At 67.1% G+C, this 19,222-nt stretch carries 22 protein-coding genes; 6 read left to right on the plus strand and 16 right to left on the minus strand.

From position 1 onward, the window contains the following. Positions 1–46 precede the first annotated feature (46 nt). Positions 47–874, minus strand: coding sequence for a translation elongation factor Ts (tsf, locus tag B2869_RS05560; protein ID WP_029259163.1), 828 nt, complete (start codon positions 872–874; stop codon positions 47–49). A 41-nt stretch (positions 875–915) separates the two neighbouring features. After that, positions 916–1,866, minus strand: coding sequence for a 30S ribosomal protein S2 (rpsB, locus tag B2869_RS05565; RefSeq protein ID WP_029265446.1), 951 nt, complete (start codon positions 1,864–1,866; stop codon positions 916–918). Between the two features lie 304 nt (positions 1,867–2,170). Between rpsB and B2869_RS05570 the strand changes: the two genes are divergently transcribed. Continuing rightward, on the plus strand, positions 2,171–2,695 hold the full coding sequence (locus B2869_RS05570) for a murein hydrolase activator EnvC family protein (protein WP_292763573.1): 525 nt from the start codon (positions 2,171–2,173) through the stop codon (positions 2,693–2,695). Between the two features lie 23 nt (positions 2,696–2,718). Here B2869_RS05570 and B2869_RS05575 read toward each other — a convergent pair whose 3' ends face one another. The 9 genes from B2869_RS05575 to B2869_RS05615 all read right to left on the minus strand — a co-directional run bounded on the left by B2869_RS05575 (position 2,719) and on the right by B2869_RS05615 (position 9,826). Beyond that, positions 2,719–3,621: a tyrosine recombinase XerC gene (locus tag B2869_RS05575; protein ID WP_292763575.1), complete on the minus strand. Its 903-nt coding sequence runs from the start codon at positions 3,619–3,621 to the stop codon at positions 2,719–2,721. Positions 3,622–3,668: 47 nt separating this feature from the next. Then, a complete protein-coding gene (dprA, locus tag B2869_RS05580) occupies positions 3,669–4,880 on the minus strand; it encodes a DNA-processing protein DprA (RefSeq protein ID WP_292763577.1) in 1,212 nt (403 codons plus the stop codon). After that, on the minus strand, positions 4,877–6,406 hold the full coding sequence (locus tag B2869_RS05585) for a YifB family Mg chelatase-like AAA ATPase (protein WP_292763579.1): 1,530 nt from the start codon (positions 6,404–6,406) through the stop codon (positions 4,877–4,879). Before B2869_RS05585 ends, dprA begins: the two co-directional genes overlap by 4 nt. Next, complete coding sequence (locus B2869_RS05590; protein WP_292763581.1) at positions 6,403–6,765, minus strand: YraN family protein; 363 nt, start codon at positions 6,763–6,765, stop codon at positions 6,403–6,405. The genes B2869_RS05585 and B2869_RS05590 overlap by 4 nt, the downstream gene beginning before the upstream one ends. A 157-nt stretch (positions 6,766–6,922) precedes the next feature. Next, positions 6,923–7,249, minus strand: a complete 327-nt coding sequence (locus tag B2869_RS05595) for a DUF2469 family protein (protein ID WP_017830719.1) — start codon at positions 7,247–7,249, stop codon at positions 6,923–6,925. A 72-nt stretch (positions 7,250–7,321) separates the two neighbouring features. Beyond that, positions 7,322–7,981, minus strand: a complete 660-nt coding sequence (locus B2869_RS05600) for a ribonuclease HII (protein WP_292763585.1) — start codon at positions 7,979–7,981, stop codon at positions 7,322–7,324. Further along, positions 7,978–8,703, minus strand: coding sequence for a signal peptidase I (gene lepB, locus B2869_RS05605; protein WP_021200473.1), 726 nt, complete (start codon positions 8,701–8,703; stop codon positions 7,978–7,980). Before lepB ends, B2869_RS05600 begins: the two co-directional genes overlap by 4 nt. Before the next feature lie 117 nt (positions 8,704–8,820). Beyond that, on the minus strand, positions 8,821–9,168 hold the full coding sequence (gene rplS, locus B2869_RS05610; protein WP_017830722.1) for a 50S ribosomal protein L19: 348 nt from the start codon (positions 9,166–9,168) through the stop codon (positions 8,821–8,823). A gap of 169 nt (positions 9,169–9,337) precedes the next feature. Next, the gene (locus B2869_RS05615) at positions 9,338–9,826 is read right to left on the minus strand and encodes an MFS transporter permease (RefSeq protein WP_167254211.1); all 489 of its coding nucleotides are present in this window, start codon (positions 9,824–9,826) and stop codon (positions 9,338–9,340) included. A gap of 109 nt (positions 9,827–9,935) precedes the next feature. On the opposite strand from B2869_RS05615, the gene map reads away from it, so the two are divergent. After that, positions 9,936–10,718, plus strand: a complete 783-nt coding sequence (map, locus tag B2869_RS05620; RefSeq protein ID WP_292763679.1) for a type I methionyl aminopeptidase — start codon at positions 9,936–9,938, stop codon at positions 10,716–10,718. Positions 10,719–11,545: 827 nt separating this feature from the next. Then, entirely contained in the window at positions 11,546–12,139 is a 594-nt protein-coding gene (locus tag B2869_RS05625; protein ID WP_292763591.1) for a histidine phosphatase family protein, read from the plus strand. A 47-nt stretch (positions 12,140–12,186) separates the two neighbouring features. Here B2869_RS05625 and trmD read toward each other — a convergent pair whose 3' ends face one another. The 4 genes from trmD to rpsP are packed head-to-tail and all read right to left on the minus strand — an operon-like array spanning position 12,187 to position 14,189. Next, positions 12,187–12,906, minus strand: a complete 720-nt coding sequence (trmD, locus tag B2869_RS05630) for a tRNA (guanosine(37)-N1)-methyltransferase TrmD (RefSeq protein WP_292763593.1) — start codon at positions 12,904–12,906, stop codon at positions 12,187–12,189. A 19-nt stretch (positions 12,907–12,925) separates the two neighbouring features. Then, positions 12,926–13,534: a ribosome maturation factor RimM gene (gene rimM / locus B2869_RS05635; RefSeq protein ID WP_292763595.1), complete on the minus strand. Its 609-nt coding sequence runs from the start codon at positions 13,532–13,534 to the stop codon at positions 12,926–12,928. After that, positions 13,518–13,748 carry an RNA-binding protein gene (locus B2869_RS05640; RefSeq protein ID WP_292763597.1) on the minus strand — a complete coding sequence of 77 codons (231 nt, stop codon included), beginning with the start codon at positions 13,746–13,748 and terminating at the stop codon, positions 13,518–13,520. The genes rimM and B2869_RS05640 overlap by 17 nt, the downstream gene beginning before the upstream one ends. A gap of 6 nt (positions 13,749–13,754) precedes the next feature. Then, positions 13,755–14,189 (minus strand): 30S ribosomal protein S16, encoded by a 435-nt coding sequence (gene rpsP / locus B2869_RS05645; protein ID WP_021200460.1) that lies wholly within the window; start codon positions 14,187–14,189, stop codon positions 13,755–13,757. Positions 14,190–14,399: 210 nt separating this feature from the next. On the opposite strand from rpsP, the gene B2869_RS05650 reads away from it, so the two are divergent. After that, the gene (locus B2869_RS05650) at positions 14,400–15,551 is read left to right on the plus strand and encodes a glutamate--cysteine ligase (protein ID WP_292763600.1); all 1,152 of its coding nucleotides are present in this window, start codon (positions 14,400–14,402) and stop codon (positions 15,549–15,551) included. 18 nt (positions 15,552–15,569) lie between these two features. On the opposite strand, the gene B2869_RS05655 is transcribed toward B2869_RS05650, so the two are convergent. Beyond that, positions 15,570–16,541 (minus strand): sugar-binding transcriptional regulator, encoded by a 972-nt coding sequence (locus tag B2869_RS05655; protein ID WP_021200458.1) that lies wholly within the window; start codon positions 16,539–16,541, stop codon positions 15,570–15,572. 103 nt (positions 16,542–16,644) lie between these two features. On the opposite strand from B2869_RS05655, the gene B2869_RS05660 reads away from it, so the two are divergent. Both B2869_RS05660 and B2869_RS05665 read left to right on the plus strand, forming a co-directional pair. Then, positions 16,645–18,354 carry a glycerol-3-phosphate dehydrogenase/oxidase gene (locus B2869_RS05660; RefSeq protein ID WP_292763606.1) on the plus strand — a complete coding sequence of 570 codons (1,710 nt, stop codon included), beginning with the start codon at positions 16,645–16,647 and terminating at the stop codon, positions 18,352–18,354. 92 nt (positions 18,355–18,446) lie between these two features. Continuing rightward, positions 18,447–19,199: an MIP/aquaporin family protein gene (locus tag B2869_RS05665; protein ID WP_021200456.1), complete on the plus strand. Its 753-nt coding sequence runs from the start codon at positions 18,447–18,449 to the stop codon at positions 19,197–19,199. Positions 19,200–19,222: the final 23 nt, after the last annotated feature.

Below are 19,222 nucleotides of genomic sequence, written 5' to 3' on the forward strand. Positions count from 1 at the left end.
TGAAGAAGGGGTTCGGATCTTGGCGATCCGAACCCCTTCGACGGTGCTACGCGCCGACCTTGAAGCGCGCGAAGTCCGTCACGGTGATACCGGCGTCCTTCGCCACCTGGGCGACCGACAGCTTGTTGTCCTTGGCATAGTCCTGCTCGAGCAGGGCGACCTGCTTGATGAACGCAGAGACGCGGCCTTCGACGATCTTCGGGAGAGCCGCTTCCGGCTTGCCCTCGTTGCGGGAGATCTCAGTGACGATCTCGCGCTCCTTCTCGACCGCGTCAGCCGGCACGTCTTCACGCGACAGGTAGGACGGGTTGGCGAACGAGATGTGCTGCGCAATGCTGCGCGCGGTCTCGGCATCGTCACCCGAGTAGGCGACGACGACGCCGATCTGCGGCGGAAGGTCCTTGCTCGTGCGGTGCAGGTAGACCTCGACCTTGTCGCCGGTGATCGTGCGCACGCGGCGCAGCTCGACCTTCTCGCCGATGATCGCGGCTTCTTCGGAGATGACCTGCTCGACGCTCTTGTCGCCGGCAGAGGCGGCGAGGGCGGCGTCGACCGAGTCGGCCTTGACCGCTGCTGCGGCGTCGGCGACCTTGTCGGCCAGCGCGATGAAGCGCTCGTTCTTCGCGACGAAGTCGGTCTCGCAGGCGAGCTCGATGAGCGTCACGGCGCCGTCCTGCTCGCGAGCGACGATCAGTCCCTCGCTCGTGGAACGGTCAGCGCGCTTCGCGTTGCCCTTCGCACCCTTGAGACGCAGGATCTCGGTGGCCTTCGCGACGTCTCCGTCAGCCTCCTCGAGCGCCTTCTTGGTGTCGACCATTCCGGTGCCGAGCTGCTCACGCAGCGCCTTGAGGTCAGCGATGGTGAAGTTGGCCATGTGTGGTGGCTCCTTGCTTCGTTAGGTGTGTGTACGAGGGATTACTTGGCGTCAGCAGCCTCGGCGGCGGCGACCTCAGCGGTCTCCTCACCGGAAGCGGCGGCGATCGCCTCGTCGTGCGCCTCAGCACCGGCCTCGTCGGCAGCGGTCTCGTCGGCGGCGGGCGTCTCGACGACGGCAGCGGCGTCGTCTGCCGTAACGACCTCGGCGGCGTCAGCGGACTCCTGAACCTCCTGTGCGGGAGTCTCGAGGAGCTCCTTCTCCCAGTCGGCCAGCGGCTCGGCGTCGCCGGTCTCCGGGTTGTGCTTCTGCTGCAGGCCCTCGGCCGCGGCGTCGGCGATGATGCGCGTCAGCAGCGAGACGGAGCGGATCGCGTCGTCGTTGCCGGGGATCGGGTACTGGAAGTCATCCGGGTCGGCGTTCGTGTCGAGGATGCCGATCACGGGGATGCCGAGCTTCTTGGCCTCATCGATCGCGAGGTGCTCACGTTTGGCGTCGACGACCCAGATGGCCGAGGGCGTCTTGGTGAGGTTGCGGATACCGCCCAGCGACTTGTGCAGCTTGTCGAGCTCGCGCTTCTTGAGCAGGAGCTCCTTCTTGGTGAAGCCGCTGTTCGCGGGGACCTCGTAGTCGAGCTCCTCGAGCTCCTTCATACGAGCGAGACGCTTGGAGATCGTCTGGAAGTTGGTGAGGAGTCCACCGAGCCAGCGCTGGTTGACGAAGGGCTGACCCACACGGGTCGCCTGCTCGGCGAGGATCTCCTGCGCCTGCTTCTTGGTGCCGACGAAGAGGATCGTGCCACCGTGGGCGACGGTCTCCTTGACGAAGTCGTAGGCCTTGTCGATGTAACCCAGCGACTGCTGCAGGTCGATGATGTGGATACCGCTGCGCTCGGTGAGGATGAAGCGCTTGACCTTCGGGTTCCACCGACGGGTCTGGTGTCCGAAGTGCACGCCGCTGTCGAGCAGCTGGCGGATGGTGACCACAGCCATGGTCGTCTCCTGGTTCTGGCGCGGTTCTGCGCCGTTGAGGTTGCAAGCCGATCGGATGATCGGACTTCCTGGTGCCCGGCTCACGCCCGCCTTATCGAGGAGAAGGACCTGTGGGAGTGGATGCCGCGAAGTGAATCGCTTTGGGCACGCGTAGTCACCTCGATTTCGAGGTGCTCCCCCAGCATACAGGATCGCGCGGGCACTCTCCCTGCACCTCACGCCGCACGCCGGTCTTGTTCCGGTGTCCCGCGGCGGCCGACCATTCCGGTGCCCGCGACGGAGTGCACCCGACCAGACTCGCACCATGCGCACAGTCCCCCGAGCCCTTTCCCTTCTCGTCGTCGCTCTGCTGCTCGCTCTCACCGCGCCGGCTCCCGTGGCGGCGGCGGAAGCTCCCTCGACAACCGAATGGCCTCGCTGGAGCTGGCCGGTGGCCGGGCCTCGCGCTGTCGCGGCTCCGTTTCGCGCGCCCGCGCACGAGTACGGTGCCGGCCATCGCGGCGTCGATCTGGCCGCCGTGGTCGGCGAAGAGGTGTCCGCCCCCGCGGACGGTGTGGTCGCCTTCCGCGGCACCGTGGTGGATCGGCCGCTCCTCACCATCGACCACACCGGCGGCCTCGTGACGACTCTCGAACCCGTTCGGTCGACGCTCGTCGCGGGTGATGTCGTCACGGCCGGGCAGGCGCTCGGAGTCTTGGATATCGGTGGGCACACCGCCGCGGGTTCCCTCCACCTCGGCGTGCGGCTGGACGGCGACTACATCAATCCCCTGCTGCTCTTCGACGACGTTCCGAGAGCCGTCCTGCTCCCCTGCTGCGAAGCACGCTGAGCGACGGGGGGCTTAGCGAGAGATCATGCGCGGGGATGGGCCAGTCGATAGGTCGCCGTCAGACGCTCGGTGGAGACGTGGGTGTATATCTGCGTCGTACCGAGGCTGGCGTGTCCGAGGATCTCCTGGACCGCCCTCAGATCGGCTCCCCCGTCGAGCAGATGAGTGGCCGCGGTGTGCCGCAGAGCGTGAGGACCGATCGTCTCGGCGCCCACGATCGGCGCGAGAACCCGTGCGACGAGTTCGTATACGGCCCGCGGCCCTACCCTGCCACCGCGGCTGCCCAGGATCACAGCAGGGGTGAAGGTTCGGGCGCGCGCGACGAGTACCGGCCTGCCGCGCCTCAGGTACGCCGACAATGCGTCGCGCGCCGGAGCGCCGTAGGGCACGATGCGCTCCTTCGCGCCCTTGCCCAGCACTCGCGCCGTCCCGCGGTCGAGATCGAGATCGTCGATGTCCAGTCCGCAGAGCTCGGAGACACGGATACCGGAGCCGTACAGCAGCTCGAGGATGGCGTGGTCTCTCAGCGCGATCGGGTCGCCCTCTTCGGTGGCGTCGCGGTGAGAATCCAGAAGCGTCGACATCGCGTCCCGCGAGGCGACCGTCGGCAACGTCCTCCCCCTCTTCGGGGCGACCAGGCGCAGGCTCGGATCATGGGTGATCAGCGCCTGCTCCTGAGCCCAATTGAAGAAGGAGCGGGCCGTGGCGGCGCGGCGAGCGAGGGTCGATCTGGCATCGCCACGCTGAGTGGCGCGCCACAGCCAGTCCCGAAGCACCTCGAGGTCGATCGACTCAAGGGGAACACCACCCGCCGCGGCGTCGAGGTCTCGCAGGTCCGAGCGATAGGCCTTGACGGTCGCGGCGGACAGCCGGCGCACCTTCTCCAGGTGTTCGGTGAACGCCTCCGTCGCGGCAGCGAGATCCATGAGTCCAGCTTGCCCCGCGCATGCTCTGTCCGCGGCAGCCTCGCCGTTCATCGTGCACGGGAAGCCGACGCTCTCGCGGGGCGCTGACGATGCCACCCTCCGTCGTCGTGCGCGACGTCGCCCTCGAGATGAAGGAGCCCGAGTACGGCCCGAACCCGATCAGGAGACAGGCCGGAGCGACGCGCCACCTCGTCTAGGGACAGACGCGTCCGGGTACCCAACGCATCGAGCACGCGGCTGTGGCTCGAGTCCCGCCCGGACCCGTCCTCCTCGACGCTTTCGTGGATCGCGCCGTACAACTCCCTCACCTCCTGCGCGGAGGTCACACAGTGTGCGTCGTACTCGCGGAGCAGACGATGACACCCCGCCGACGAGGCAGACGTCACTGCACCGGGCACGGCGCCGAGTGGGCGACCGAGAGAGGCCGCGTGGCCCGCGGTGTTCAGCGATCCACTTCTCCACCCCGCCTCGACGACGACCGTCGCATGGCCGAGCGCCGCGATCAAACGGTTTCGAGCGAGGAACCGCCACTTGGTGGGCGCCGTCCCACACGGCGGCTCACTCACGAGAGCCCCTCGTTCCGCGATCTGACGCAGGAGACTCTGATGGCCGGCAGGATATGCGCGGTCCACGCCGCCGGCGAGGATCGCGATCGTGGCGCCCTTAACGCCGAGTGCGGCACGATGCGCGGCCCCATCGATCCCGTAGGCACCACCGGAGACGATCACGGCGCCGGCGGCCGCGAGGTCACCCGCCAGTTCGGTCGCCACGTGCTCGCCGTACCCGCTGCAGGCTCGAGCCCCGACGATCGAGACTCGGGGCTCGCGGACGAGCAACTCCACGCGGCCGCGCACCCACAGCACGCTCGGGGCGTGGGGGCCGAGATCCGTGAGACCGCGGGGCCATGCGGCGTCTCCCGGGATCACGAGCTGCGCTCGCACGGCGACAGCTCCGCGAAGAGCGGCCATGACCGCCCGAGGATCGGCGCGTGGACGCCAGCGGGCGCGACCGTCGACCAGCGCGCGCGTCGACGTGGCGCTGGCACCGCCCGGAGGGAGGAGCGGCGACGAATCTCCCACAGCAAGAGAAAGCGCATCCGCTGCACCGAGCGATTCGATCAACGATCCGGCCACCGCATCGCCGGGCTCGGCGATCACAGACCAGGCGACACGCGCGACGCAGTCGGCCAGCTCATCACCGGGATGGAGGGTGCGGGCGAAGGCGAGGATCTCGGAATCAGCGAGGAGGACGTCCATCATCGCGGGAGCCCCCTTCGGAGAAGCAGCGCCCGTCCGACCTCGTCGATCCCGGGGCGATCGAGCTCCGCCAGATCTGCCATCGTCCAGGCCACGCGCAGAACGCGATCGTATCCACGGAGCGTGAGGGCGCCGCGCTCGAGGGCTCGATCGAGTGGAGCGCGCACCGCAGGAGCCAGTCGGAGTGCCCCCTGACGCAGACTGGTCCCCGGCGCTTCTGCATTGCGCCGCCACCGCGTACTCCTCCACCGACGGGCCGCTCGTTCTCGGGCCGCAGCGACGCGTTTTCGAGCCTGCGCCGTCGTCATCGACGGGGAATGATCGCTCATCGCTCGCGATGCCGCGACACGACTCACCTGCAGATCGATGTCGATACGGTCGCGAAGCGGTCCGGACAAGCGCGTGGAGTATCGCCTGATCGACATGGGTGGGCAGATGCACTCCGCGCCGCGGACACCGTGGTTCCCGCACGGACAGGGATTCATAGCGAGCAGCAACTGGAATCTTGCGGGAAACGTGGCGGTGAATCCCGCCCGATGCACCTCGATCGCCCCGGATTCGAGCGGTTGTCGGAGCGCATCGAGTGCGACCCGGGAAAACTCGGCGGCCTCGTCCAGGAACAGCACACCGCGGTGGGCGCGTGCGATCGCTCCCGGTCGCGCCGTGCGCGAGCCCCCTCCGACCAGCGATGCGACAGACGCGCTGTGATGCGGCGCCTCGATCGGCGGGAGCACATCGAGCGCTGCGACGGGCTCTCCGCTGAGTGACCGCACCGACGCGACCTCGAGTGCCTCCTGCTCCGTGAGGGACGGCATGATGCCCGGAAGCCTGCGCGCGAGCATCGTCTTCCCCGCGCCTGGAGGTCCGCTCAACAGCAGATGATGACCCCCGGCAGCGGCGACGATCAACGCTTCCACGGCATCCTCCTGACCGACGACATCGGCGAGGTCGAGCGTGTCACGTGGTCCGCTCCGGGCTGATGCCAGCACGACCGCCTCCACATCGGGCACTTCGACATCGGCACCGTGCCAGACCGCGACCTCTGCGAGTGAAGCGGCTGCGCGCACATCGACACCCGGTACCAGACGTGCCTCGGCTTCGTTTCCCCGTGGCACGATCACCGATTCGAATCCGGCGCGTGCCGCTGCGAACACCGCCGGTAGAACCCCGGGCACCGGCCGGATCCTGCCGTCGAGACCCAGCTCGCCGATGTGGACCGTCGCCGAGATCGACCGCGGTGAGATGACACCGCCTGCGGCGAGGCAGGCCATGGCAATCCCCAGGTCGAACCCGGCGCCGTGCTTGGGGAGGCTCGCCGGCGACAGATTCACCGTGAGCCGTCGCCGCGGAAGATCCAGCCCGGCGTTCTTGCAGGCGTTGTGCACGCGCTGGACGGCTTCGCCGAGGGACTTGTCCGGGAGCCCGATGATCCGGAACTCCGGTGTCTGGTTCGACATGTCGGCTTCGACCTCGACGAGATGCCCATCGACGCCGGTGAGCGCGACCGCCCAGGTACGCGAGGTCGTCACGCGATGTCCACGAGGTGCTCGAGCGAGCCGGAAGCCGGATCGGACCCGATGATGCCGATCGCTTCGAGCCGGATCACGCGCCCTCGCGCCTCCTCCGGATTCTCCGTCGCCCATGCCTGAGCGAGCTGCCAGAGCCGACGTCGCTTGCGAGCGTCGATGGCCTCGAACGGGTGCCCGTAGACAGCGGTCCGTCTCGTCTTGACCTCGACCACCGCGAGGTGGTGGTCGCACACGGCGACGATATCGATCTCTCCCTGCGCACACCGCCAGTTCCTCGCGAGCACGGTGTACCCGCGACGCCTCAGATGCTGAGCGGCCCGCTCTTCCCCTGCTCTTCCGAGCTCGTCCTTCGCTGCCATACGGCCAGCTTCACGCGCACGCGGATCGCACGCGGCCGGCGCCGACGCACAACCCCGATGGTTGGGGAGAACTCGAACTTGCAGTGCGGGGTGCAGGAACACCGAGATCCGCAACGCGCCGAGGGGGCTCCCCGAGATGCGCCGTCGAGAGGCGCCGTCACTCGCCGTCGAGCGAGAGCTCCTGAGGGAGCTCGAACTCCCGGCGCTGCAGCTCCTCGACGTTGACGTCTTTGAATGTCAGCACTCGCACGGCCTTCACGAAGCGGTCAGCTCGGTAGATGTCCCACACCCAGACGTCGGTCATCGAGATCTCGAAATAGAAATCATGCTCGGTGTCACGACGGACGACGTTGACCTCGTTCGCCAGATAGAACCGCCGCTCGGTCTCCACGACGTACTGGAACTGCGACACCACATCCCGGTACTCCCGGAACAGTGCCAGCTCGAGCTCGCGGTCGTAGTCGTCGAAGGCTTCCTCATCCATGATGTGTCCATCCTAGAGTCGCGAACACCGGGGTGCGTCATCCGGCGGTCGGCCACGCGCGCCGCGGTCGACTCAGAAAAGGGTGGGAACGTCGGCGATCGCCCACGACGCGCGGTGGTAGCGGGAGAGCCCGATGGCGCGGATCGCGTCGCGATGCTCGAGGCTGGCATACCCCTTGTTGCGGTTCCACTGATACGCGGGATACGTCTCGTGGAGCTCCGCCATGTGCTGGTCCCGCGCGACCTTCGCGATCACGGACGCCGCGGAGACGGAGGCGCAGTCCCGGTCGGCTTTGATCACCGGGCGCACGTGGAGCGGCACCGGATGCACCTTCGACACATAGTCATGGTTACCGTCGAGCAGCACGAGAGCGTCCTCGAGTGCGACCCCTTGATCCGCGACGGCCTGCACCGCACGCGACGCGGCAAGACCGAGCGCCCGCATGATGCCGACCTCATCGACTTCCTCCGCACTCGCCCACCCGACGGCCGACGCCTGCACCCATGCGGCTGCGCGTGCTGCGACCTCAGGTCTGCGCTTCTCCGTCACGAGCTTGGAGTCGCGGAGGCCTTCCGGCACACGCCGACGCGCGCCTGCGGCATTCATCGCGGCTGCGCCCACGGCGACAGGACCCGCGAGTGCCCCTCGGCCGACCTCGTCGAGCGAGATGATCACCTCGCACTCACCGAGGAGGCGCCTCTCGAGAGTGAGTTTCGGTGCGACGACGGTCATTCCGGATCCGGGACGCCGTTGAAGATCTCGTGGTGCCCGTCGATCGGTCCCAGCCTGTTCAGCGGCCACGTCGTGAGGAACGCCTTTCCCACGATGTTCTCCATCGGCACGAATCCGCCACTGGGGAGATCCTGGTGCGCACGGGCGTCACGAGAACGATCGCGGTTGTCTCCGAGCAGCCAGACGGAATCCTCCGGGACCACGACATCGAAGGGCTCGTTGGACGCGGCCGTGTCCCCGGGAGGCAGATTGAGGTAGCTGAGCTCGTCGATGGGCGCGCCGTTGATCGTGATCTGGCCGAGTGCGTTGCAGCACACCACATGATCGCCCGGCAGACCGATCACGCGCTTGACCAGGTGGTCCTGCGAGTCCGTCGCGGAGATGCCCACGAAGTTCAGCACCCAATCGACGGCCTCGACGAGCGGCGGCTGTGCGGGGGTCTGCGGCTGACCGTCGAGCCACCCGCCCGGATCCTTGAAGACGACCACGTCGCCCCGCTCGTAATCGGTCCATCGCGGCGTGAGCTCATCGACCAGGATGCGGTCGTTGATCAACAGGGTACGTTCCATCGATGCGGAGGGGATGTAGAACGAACGCACGACGAAGGTCTTCACCACGAACGAGACCAGCGCGGCGATCACGACGATCACCAGGACGTCGCGAAGGAATACGAGGAACCCGCGACGACGTCTGGACGTGGGCGCGGACGGGGATTCGGTCATCAGGTTCCTTCACGATCATGCACCGTCGTGCGGCGACGGTATCTAGGTTCGCACACCGGTGGGAGAACAAAGCACCCCGGGACGTCGTGTCCCGGGGTGCTGTGGAGATGCTGCGACTCAGCGGTCGCGCTTCTCCTTGATCTTCGCCTTCTTGCCGCGCAGCTGGCGGAGGTAGTAGAGCTTCGCGCGACGCACGTCACCGCGGGTGACGACCTCGATGTGGTCGATCACCGGGGAGTGCACCGGGAAGGTACGCTCGACGCCGACCTGGAAGCTGATCTTGCGGACCGTGAAGGTCTCGCGCACGCTGTCGCCCTGGCGACCGATGACGACGCCCTGGAAGACCTGGATACGAGAGCGGCTGCCCTCGGTGATGTTGACGTGCACCTTGACGGTGTCACCGGGGAAGAAGTCCGGGATGTCCGAACGGAGGGAAGCCGCGTCGACGGCGTCGAGGATCTGCATGATCGTCTCTCTCTGCACCCGCCACAGGTCGCATGCATGTATTCAAAGGAACAAGAAAAGGAGTGAGCTGTACGGAGCAGACGCGTCCGCGGGCTCCCCTGTGGCAGAGCCGGTCACAGCACAAACATTCATTCTGCCACGGATACGGCGCCCGGCCAAAACGACGACGTCAGTCGCGGGAATCGGTCTCCCGCACCACGATGACCTCGTGCGCGCGCGTCGGCGGTGCCGGCTCATCGACCGTCGGGATCGTGGACCACGTGATGGTCTCGCGCAGTCGGGTACCGCTTCCCTTCGCCTCGTTCCACAGCTGCCACAGCTGCAACCAGATCAGGGCGATCCCCGCCACGATCGCACCGGTGAGCAACCAGGGGAACGCCCCGTCGATGAAGAATCCGACGGCGATCGTGAGCCCGTTCCACACGGTGAACCCCGCCACGTCCCACCAGGAGACGGCACGCTCGATGCGGACGGACGGCCGTGAACGCGTGAGCAGCGTCAGCAGGAGCTGGCCCAGGAAGACGGACGGCATCGCAATGAGCAGCACCCAGAGGATCGACCAGCCGCCTTGGAAGACTCCCCACCCGATCAGCAGCCAGAGCGGCAGCAGGAACGCCGCCGGAAGGAGCCAGCGGAAGAAGGCCTGTCGCAACCACATGCTCAGATCGTACGTCGCTGCGTCCCCGCGTGTCCCGGTGTTCGCTGAGAGCGGTCGGGGATCCGCCGGTGCGGGATCAGGGAGAATAGAGATGACGAGAGGACACCCGATGATCGAACTGCGCACCCCCGCCGAGATCGATGAGATGCGCGCCGCAGGGCGCTTCGTGGCTGAGACCCTGGCGACGCTGCGCGACGAGACGAAGGTCGGGACCAATCTCCTCTCGATCGATCGACGCGCACACGACATGATCCGCAAAGCCGGAGCCGAGTCCTGCTACATCGACTACCACCCCTCGTTCGGTGCGAGCCCGTTCGGCAAGGTCATCTGCACCTCGGTCAACGACGCCGTCCTGCACGGGCTCCCCCACGACTACACGTTGCGCGACGGTGACCTCGTCACCCTCGACTTCGCCGTCTCCGTCGACGGATGGGTCGCGGACTCCGCAGTCTCGTTCGTCGTCGGGACCGCGCGCGAAGAAGACCTCCGACTCATCGACACCACCGAGCGAGCCTTGGTGGCAGCGATCGATGCCGCGACGGTCGGTAACCGCATCGGCGACATCTCGTCAGCGGTCGCTGCCATCGCCCACGGTGACGGCTACTCGATCAACACCGACTTCGGCGGACACGGCGTGGGGCGCACGATGCACGGGGATCCGCATGTCCCGAACGACGGCCGCGCCGGACGGGGCTTCCCGCTGCGTGCGGGCCTGGTGCTCGCGCTGGAGCCCTGGTTCCTTGCGACGACCGACGAACTGGTCACGGACCCGGATGGATGGACTCTGCGCAGCGTCGACGGCTCCCGCGGCGCGCACTCGGAGCACACGATCGCCATCACCGACGATGGGCCCCTCATCCTCACGGACCGGTCGTTCCTCGGCGTCGACTGATCGAGTGCGGCCGTTCTCTCGGGCGCGGCGGTAGACGTAGACGTCCGTGACCTGCGGAAGGTCGAGCATCTCTCTTCCACAGGTGTCCACTGAACTGTCGAGCACCGCCCCGATCTCCCCCAGCATCCGCGCACGCGTCGACTCCTCGGCGACGAGCAGGCTGCTCACCGTCGCCCATCGACGAAGATAGCGTTCGCGCGAGATGCGCTCGGCCCAATGGATCTCCTCCCGGCGGACGAGTTCGAAATGGGGAAGCTCTTCAGCCGTACCGTCGGTCGTCGCGTCGGCCTCGGACACCGCCGGATGAGCGATGCGGTGACAAGCCCGGTCCCAGGTGCACGTCGGATCGGAGCGATTCCAGAGCAGCCCGAGCGCCCCTCGGGGGGACCAGCACGCGAGCGATCTCGTCGCAGGCCGCGTCACGATCGAACCAGTGGAACGCCTGGGCAACAGTGACGACGTCCACTCATGCATCCCCGAGCGGTATCCGCTCCGCTGCTCCGATCTGAGCTTCCACGTCGGGGAGTTTGACTCGCAGCACCTGCAGCATGCGCTCCGACGGCTCCACGGCCACCGTGCGCCGCGCACGATCGACGAGCATTCGGTGAACTTGCCGGTCCCGGCACCCAGGACCAGCCCGACGTCGACGGTTGTCGGAACGATCATGGCCGCCGCTGCCTCCGGAAATCCGGGGCGGTATCTGTCGTCATCGTCACCGATGATCTCGAACGACCTTGCGAGCGCATGTTCAGGCGTGACTCGACGCTACCAAGGCTCATCTCACAACCCGCGGGCCCGGGAACCGCGGCGTATGCCATTCTGAATCCATGATTCCGCAGGACCGTCATGTGCCGGAGCGTGTGCTCCTGGCTCGGCACGGGCAGACCGCGTGGAACGTCGAGCACCGACTCCAAGGCCAGCTCGACTCTCCACTGACAGAAGCCGGCGTCGCCCAAGCCCGCGCGATCGCGGACCGCCTCGTGGGCGCTCACGTGCTCACCGTGTGCACCAGCCCTCTCGGCAGAGCGATGCGGACGGCGATCATCATCGCCGATCGGATAGGAGCGGAACTGATCGAGGTGCCGGAGCTCGCAGAGGTCGACCACGGTGAGCTCGCCGGGATGACATGGGAAGAGATCGACGACGTCTACCCGACCGCCAGAGAGGAACGTGCCGCCAACCGTTATGGCTGGGCATTCCCGGGCGGGGAGAGCTACGCGCAGGCCCGGTCTCGGGCGCGGAAGGCGCTCAGCAACTGCGGGTGGGCGGCCGAGGGCGTCCCCCTGCTCGTGAGCCACGAGATGATCGGACGCATGCTGCGCGCGGAGTTACGAGGACTGGACGCATCGAGTGCGCTCGGTCTGCGGCATCCGCACGGTGTGGTCTTCGATATCGAACGCCGGTCCGAGCGGATTCTCTGAGGCGGACGCTGACGGCGGGCCCGACGGTAATCAGTTCTTCCGGTCGATCACGAGGACGGGGCTTCGCCCTCCGCAAGCAGGTCGGGTCGACGGGTTCTGGTCCGCACGAACTGCTGCTCGCGACGCCAGGCGGCGATTGCGGCATGATTGCCACTGAGCAGGACGTCCGGCACGGCACGCTCACGCCATGACGCGGGCTTCGTGTAGGACGGATACTCCAGGAGTCCGTCCTCGTGCGACTCCTCGACGAGGCTCTCGGGGTTGCCGACGACACCGGGGATGAGTCGGCCGATCGCCTCGATCATCGCCATGGTCGCGACCTCGCCCCCGTTGAGGACGTAGTCGCCGAGGCTGATCAACCGGACCTCGCCGAGATCGGCGGCGAACTCGAACACGCGTTCGTCGATGCCCTCGTAACGACCGCAGCCGAACACGAGATGCTCACGGGTCGCCAACTCACGTGCGGTCTTCTGGGTGAAGACCTCCCCCGCCGGCGACGGGAAGATGATGGTCGGTCGCTGCCCGTCCTCGGTGTCGGAGGAACCGGCGATCTCGTCGAGCGCGAGCCCCCAGGGCTCCGGCTTCATGACCATGCCGGCGCCGCCGCCGTACGGCGTGTCGTCCACCGTCCGGTGACGATCCGAGGCCCAGTCCCGCAGGTCTCGCACACGAAGGTCGATGAGACCCGTGCTCTGCGCCTTGCCGAGCAGGGACAGCGTCAGGCCGTCGAAGTAGGACGGGAAGATGGAGAGGACGTCGATGCGCACGGAGGAACCGTATCAGCGGTCACTCGGACGCGTCGGCGTCCGGGGCGACCTGCGGCTCGGCGTCCGCGATCTCTTCGAAGAGTCCCGGCGGCGGCGTCACGATGACGCGGCCCGCCTGCACATCGACGGTCGGGACGATGGCGGCGACGAACGGAACCATGACCTCGTCTTCGCCGGCCTTGACGATGAGGAGATCCTGTGCCGGGAAGTGTTCCACCCTTACGACCCGCCCGATGACCGTGTCGTCTCGGACGACATCGAGTCCGACGAGCTGATGGTCGAACCATGCGTCGTCCTCGACCTCGTCGGCGTCCTGGTCGATCCACAGGATCGCCCTGACGAGGCTGTCGGCAGCGTCACGGTCGTCGACGTCTTCGAAGAAGACGACGGGATTGCCGTTCATCACGCGGTACTCGCGCACCGTGATCTGCTTGCCGTGCCACGGAGATGCCTCGGGCACCTGCAACGTGAATCCGGCGCCGGGGGTGAAACGACCCTCGGGATTGTCCGTGTACAGCTCGAGCTTGAGCCCACCCTTGAGTCCGTGCGCCTTGACGAGGCGTCCGACACGCAGCTGGTTCTTGCCCTGATTGCGGTCCTTCGGCACCACGTCAGTCGTCCGCGACATCGACGCGGACCCGACGCCCGTCAGCGAGTGCGTTGACGAGGGTACGAAGGGCCTTCGCAGTGCGGCCGCCGCGCCCGATCACGCGTCCACGATCATCGGGGTGCACGCGCACCTCGAGGAGGTCGCCTCGCGGCGACGTGGATTCGTTGATGCGAACATCCTCCGGGTGATCGACGATCCCCTTGACGATGTGTTCGAGCGCGGCGGCGAGCACGACGGATTACTCTGCGTCTGCTGCGGGAGCCTCAGCGGCCTCCGCGTCGGCCGCGGCGGGAGCCTCCTCCGCGGGAGCCTCGGCCTTCTTCTCGACCTTGGGCTTGACGACGGACTTCTTGGACGCGTCGATCTCGAAGGGGACCTTCGGCTCGGCGACCTTGAGCGTGGACTTCGCGTCCTTGTCGCCCTTGAACTTGCCCCAGTCGCCCGTGATCTTGAGGATGGCGGCGACCTGCTCGGTCGGCTGCGCGCCGACGGAGAGCCAGTACTGCGCCCGCTCGGAGTCGACCTCGATGAACGAGGGCTCCTCGGTGGGGTGGTACTTGCCGATCTCCTCGATCACGCGACCATCGCGCTTGGTCTTCGAGTCGGCGACGACGATGCGGTAGTACGGCGCACGGATCTTGCCCAGGCGCTTGAGACGAATCTTGACAGCCACGATTCTCCTGAATTGTGTGGAAGGAAACGAACCGGTCGCCTGGAGAGTGGGGTGCACACCCGGCGGAAGCTCAAATGAGTGTGGACACCTGCTGGATAGAGGGTCGAGCAGGTGGTCCAGCCCTCTATTCTGCCAGATGCGCGCGCCAGGCGCGAAACGTGGCGAAACCGGCGTTGCCGTGTCGCGCGCCTCGCGTGCCAGACTGTGCGGGTGAAGCTCGAGTTCGCCTCCTCCCCCCGGTCCACCGTCGGCCTCGAATGGGAGATCATGCTCGCGGACCCCGCGAGCGGTGACCTCGTCGGTCGCGCCCCCGAACTTCTCGCCGCGCTCGAGGCCGAGAGCGCCGATGAGCGTCATACGGTCACCGGCGAACTGCTCACCAACACGATCGAGGTCACGAGCGGGATCGGCGATTCGGTGGCTCATGCGGTCGACGACATCGCGAACGCCATCACCGCGGTGCGGGCCGCGACCGATCCGGCGGGTGTCGAGCTGCTCTCGGCCGGAAGCCACCCCTTCGCGCAGTGGTACGACCAACAGGTGACGGACAAGTCGCGCTACCACACACTGATCGAGCGCACCCAGTGGTGGGGACGCAACATGATGATCTGGGGAATCCACGTGCACATCGGCGTCGAGGACCAGCGCAAGGTCTTCCCCATCATCAACGCTCTCGCCGGGTTCCTCCCGCACCTGCAGTCGCTGGCGGCGTCGAGCCCGTTCTGGGCGGGAGAACGCACCGGATATGCCTCCAACCGCGCACTCGTGTTCCAGCAGCTTCCCACCGCCGGCCTGCCGTGGCCGCTGCACGACTGGTCGCAGTACGAGTCCTACCTCGATGACATGGTGCGCACAGGTGTCATGGCCGACGCGACGGAGGTGCGCTGGGACATCCGTCCCGCTCCGCGCTGGGGCACCATCGAGGTCCGCGCGTGCGACGGACTCTCCACCCTGCCGGAACTGGCATCGGTCGCGGCCCTCGTCCAGGTGCTCGTCGAGGACTTCTCGCGACAGCTCGACGAGGGGAAGACGCTTCCGGAGCTCCCCGCCTGGTTCCACCGCGAGAACAAGTGGCGCGCCGCGCGCTACGGGCTGGAGGCCCGCGTGATCGTCGACGCCGACGGCACGCAGCGCCCGGTGCGCGAGCATCTGGCGGAGACGCTCGAAGCCCTCACCCCGACAGCCGTCGAGCTCGGCTGCGGTCGCGAGTTCGGCGGCATCGCCACGATCCTGGAGGGAGGCGCGAGCTACGCGCGACAACTCGCGGTGGCGGATGCCGCGGGGGGCGACCTCTCAGCGGTGGTGCACCACCTGATCCGCGAGTTCCGCTCCGGACCGGAGTCCTCCACCGACGAGCCCTAGCAGTCGAGGGCAGTGAGCTCAGTCCTCGACGAGGCGCCTCGCGAGCCCTTCGTCCAGGACGACATCCGTGATCAGGCCAGCGGCCAGGGCCGCGCGGAGACTCACCAGCTTCGGGATTCCCGAGACGACGCACACGCGACGCGGGACGCGACGCAGACGATCGAGGCCGGGGCCCGTGGCTCTGGCATTAACACGGATGTCGCGCCAGGACCCGTCGGAACGGAAGAACACCGTCGCGACGTCGCCGATGGCGTGGTCCTCCCGAAGGCTGCGATAGTCATCGCGTCCGAGATAGCCCCCGACGTAGACCCGACTCGGAACCTCGGCGGCGGGCGAGCCGAGGCTGAACACGGCGACGTCCATCTTCGCCTGCAGATCGAGCACACGACGAGTGCTGCGCTCACGCCACATGGCCTCGCGCGTGGCAGGGTCATCGAAGAACGCGGGAACGGGGAACTGCTGCACCTGGGCGCCGAAGGCGCTGCCGAACCGCTGCAGGATGTCGCTGGAGTACTCCACACCGGTCGTCTGCGTGTTCCCGGCCCCGTTGAGCTGCACGAAGGTCGTGTTGTGGGTCTCCTTCTGCGTGAGCCCGCGACTGACCGCACTGATGGTCGAGCCCCACGCGACGCCGATCACCATGTTCGAATCGACGAACTGCGACAGCAGCCGGCCGGCGGTGAGCGCGACTCGCTCGAGACGTTCGACCTCGCTGAGGATCTCCGGCATCGGCACGACGTGCGCCGCCACCCGATGTCTGTCGCGAATCCGATGCTCGAGCATGCCGAGGCGCTCGAGCGGGGAGTTGATCCGGATGTCGACCAGTCCGCTCTCCCGCGCGAAGCTCAGCAGCCGCGAGACCGAGGACCGGGACGTGCCGAGCTCTTTCGCGATGACTTCCATCGTCTTGTCCTGCATGTAGTAGAGCTGCGCGGCGGTGAGCGCCGCGATCAGCTTGCTGTCGCGGGATTCCGCGCTTGCACCGGCCATGATGACCTCCTCGCCCTCGATCCTTGCACATATGTGCAGTGGGCTTGCGCGGGATGTCACACAGGTCGATGCTGGTTGGCAAGTAAGGAAGAGAGGGTCGACGATGATCGATTCGACACACTCGTCAGCGGAGCGCGCGGAGATTCGCGCCGTCCGTGAATCCGGACGCACCAGCGTCCTCGTCATCGGCGGGGGGATCAACGGCATCTCCACGTTCCGCGACCTGGCTCTGCAGGGCGTCGATGTCGTGCTCGTCGAGCGAGGGGACTTCGCCTCCGGCGCATCCTCCGCATCGAGCCACATGATCCACGGCGGGATCCGCTACCTCGAGAACGGTGAGTTCCGGCTCGTGCGCGAGTCCGTCGAGGAGCGCAACGGCCTGCTCAAGATCGCTCCGCACTACGTCAAGCCGCTGCAGACGACCATCCCGATCTACTCGACCTTCTCAGGCATCCTCTCCGCTCCCCTGCGCTTCCTCACGCACAAGAGCGGAAAGCCTCAGGAACGGGGCGCGTTCCTGATCAAGGTCGGCCTCACGATCTACGACACCTTCTCCCGTGACGGAGGGATGGTGCCTCGCCATCGCTTCCTCGGTCGCAAGAAGTCTCTCGCCGAGCTTCCCTCGCTCGACCCGAAGATCAAGTACACCGCCACGTACTACGACGCCTCGATGCACGACCCCGAGCGCCTCGCGCTCGACGTGCTGCAGGACGGACGCACGGCGCACCCGGGAGCGCACGCTCTCAACTACGTCGAGGCCATCGCCCGCGACGGCGACAAGGTCGTCCTCCGCGATCGCGAGAGCGGCACGGAGTTCACGGTGCGGGCCGACGTGGTCGTCAACGCCTCCGGTCCCTGGACCGACCTGACCAATGACGCGCTGGGAACAGATACCCGCTTCATGGGCGGCACCAAGGGCTCGCACATCGTGCTGGATCACCCCGAGCTGCTCGAGGCGACGCGGGGGCGCGAGATCTTCTTCGAGCACTCCGACGGGCGCATCGTGCTCATCTACCCGCTCAAGGGACGTGTCCTGGTCGGCACCACCGACATCGATGCCGACCCGCGCGAGGTCCCGGTGTGCACCGAGGAGGAGGTCGACTACTTCTTCGACCTGATCCACCACGTCTTCCCGACGATCCCCGTGGCACGCGACCAGATCGTGTACAAGTTCTCTGGTATCCGTCCGCTGCCGCGCCATGAGGACACCGCTCCCGGATTCGTCTCCCGCGACTATCGCATCGAGGTCGACGAGAAGGGCGCAGTCCCGCTCGTGAGCCTCGTCGGCGGAAAGTGGACGACGTTCCGCGCGCTCGGCGAATCGCTCTCCGATGTCGTGCTCGGCCTCATCGACCGCACCCGGACCGTCTCCACCGCAGGACGCGCGATCGGCGGCGGCCGGGAGTTCCCGCGTACCGAGAAGGCCAAGCGCATCTGGATCCAGGAGAACCTTCCCGGCGCCGGTGCCCGCGCCGATCAGCTGCTCGCCCGCTACGGCACCCGGGCCGCCCAGGTCTGGGAGTACGTCGAGCAGGGAACGGACGCTCCGCTTGCCGGCGGCGACCTCTCCACGCGCGAACTCGAGTGGATGGTGCAGAACGAGATGGTGGCGCGCCTCGAGGATGTCGTCCTGCGTCGCACCAGCATCGCGTTCACCGGTGGCGCCGATGCCGAGGTCCTCGACGAGATCGCGGACGCGCTCGCGCCGATGCTCGGCTGGGATCGCTCGCGTCACGACGCCGAGCTCGAGCAGACGCGTCAGCTGCTGAACGAACGACACGGACTCGATATCCCGTCCCGCACCCGCGGCTGACGGGGTCTCGGACTGCCGCCCTCCTCGCGGCGCAACTCCCATAACGTGTCGGGGCAGAGGGGCCCCGACACACAAGAAAGGTCAAAGAAGACATGGCTGATGTGAATCTCGGTCTCTACTTCCTCTCCGAGCTGGTCGGCACAGCGATGCTCGTGCTGCTCGGATGTGGTGTCGTCGCCAACGTGGCCCTCGCGAAGAACAAGGGCTTCGGCGGCGGCTTCCTGATGGTCAACTGGGGATGGGGCCTCGCGGTCTTCGCCGGTGTGCTCGTCTCCGCCTACTCCGGTGCGATCCTCAACCCGGCCGTCGGCATCGGCCTGCTGCTCGCGGGCAAGATCAGCTTCGTGATGTTCCTGACGGCCACGGCCGCTGAACTCGTCGGAGCGATCCTCGGTGCCATCGTCACGTGGCTCGCATACAAGCAGCACTTCGATGAGGAGCCCGACCCGGCCAACAAGCTCGGCGTGTTCTCGACCGGCCCCGCGATCCGCTCGTACGGCTGGAACCTCGTCACCGAGATCATCGGTACCTTCGTGCTCGTGTTCGTGATCTTCGCGTTCGCCGACTACGGCGACATCGAGGTCGGCACCCCCGGCGGCCTCGGACCGCTCACCGCGCTCCCCGTGGCACTCCTCGTGGTCGCGATCGGCGCCTCCCTCGGTGGCCCGACCGGCTACGCGATCAACCCGGCACGTGACCTCGGCCCGCGTATCGCTCATGCGATCCTCCCGATCAAGGGCAAGGGCTCCAGCGACTGGTCCTACTCGTGGGTCCCGGTGGTCGGTCCGCTCATCGGTGGTGCGATCGCCGCCGCTGCAGCGCCCGTCCTGCTGCACCTCGCCTGAACGACCTGAATTCAAAGGAGAAC

Source organism: Microbacterium sp. UBA3486 (assembly GCF_002377845.1).
Lineage (GTDB): Bacteria > Actinomycetota > Actinomycetes > Actinomycetales > Microbacteriaceae > Microbacterium > Microbacterium maritypicum_A.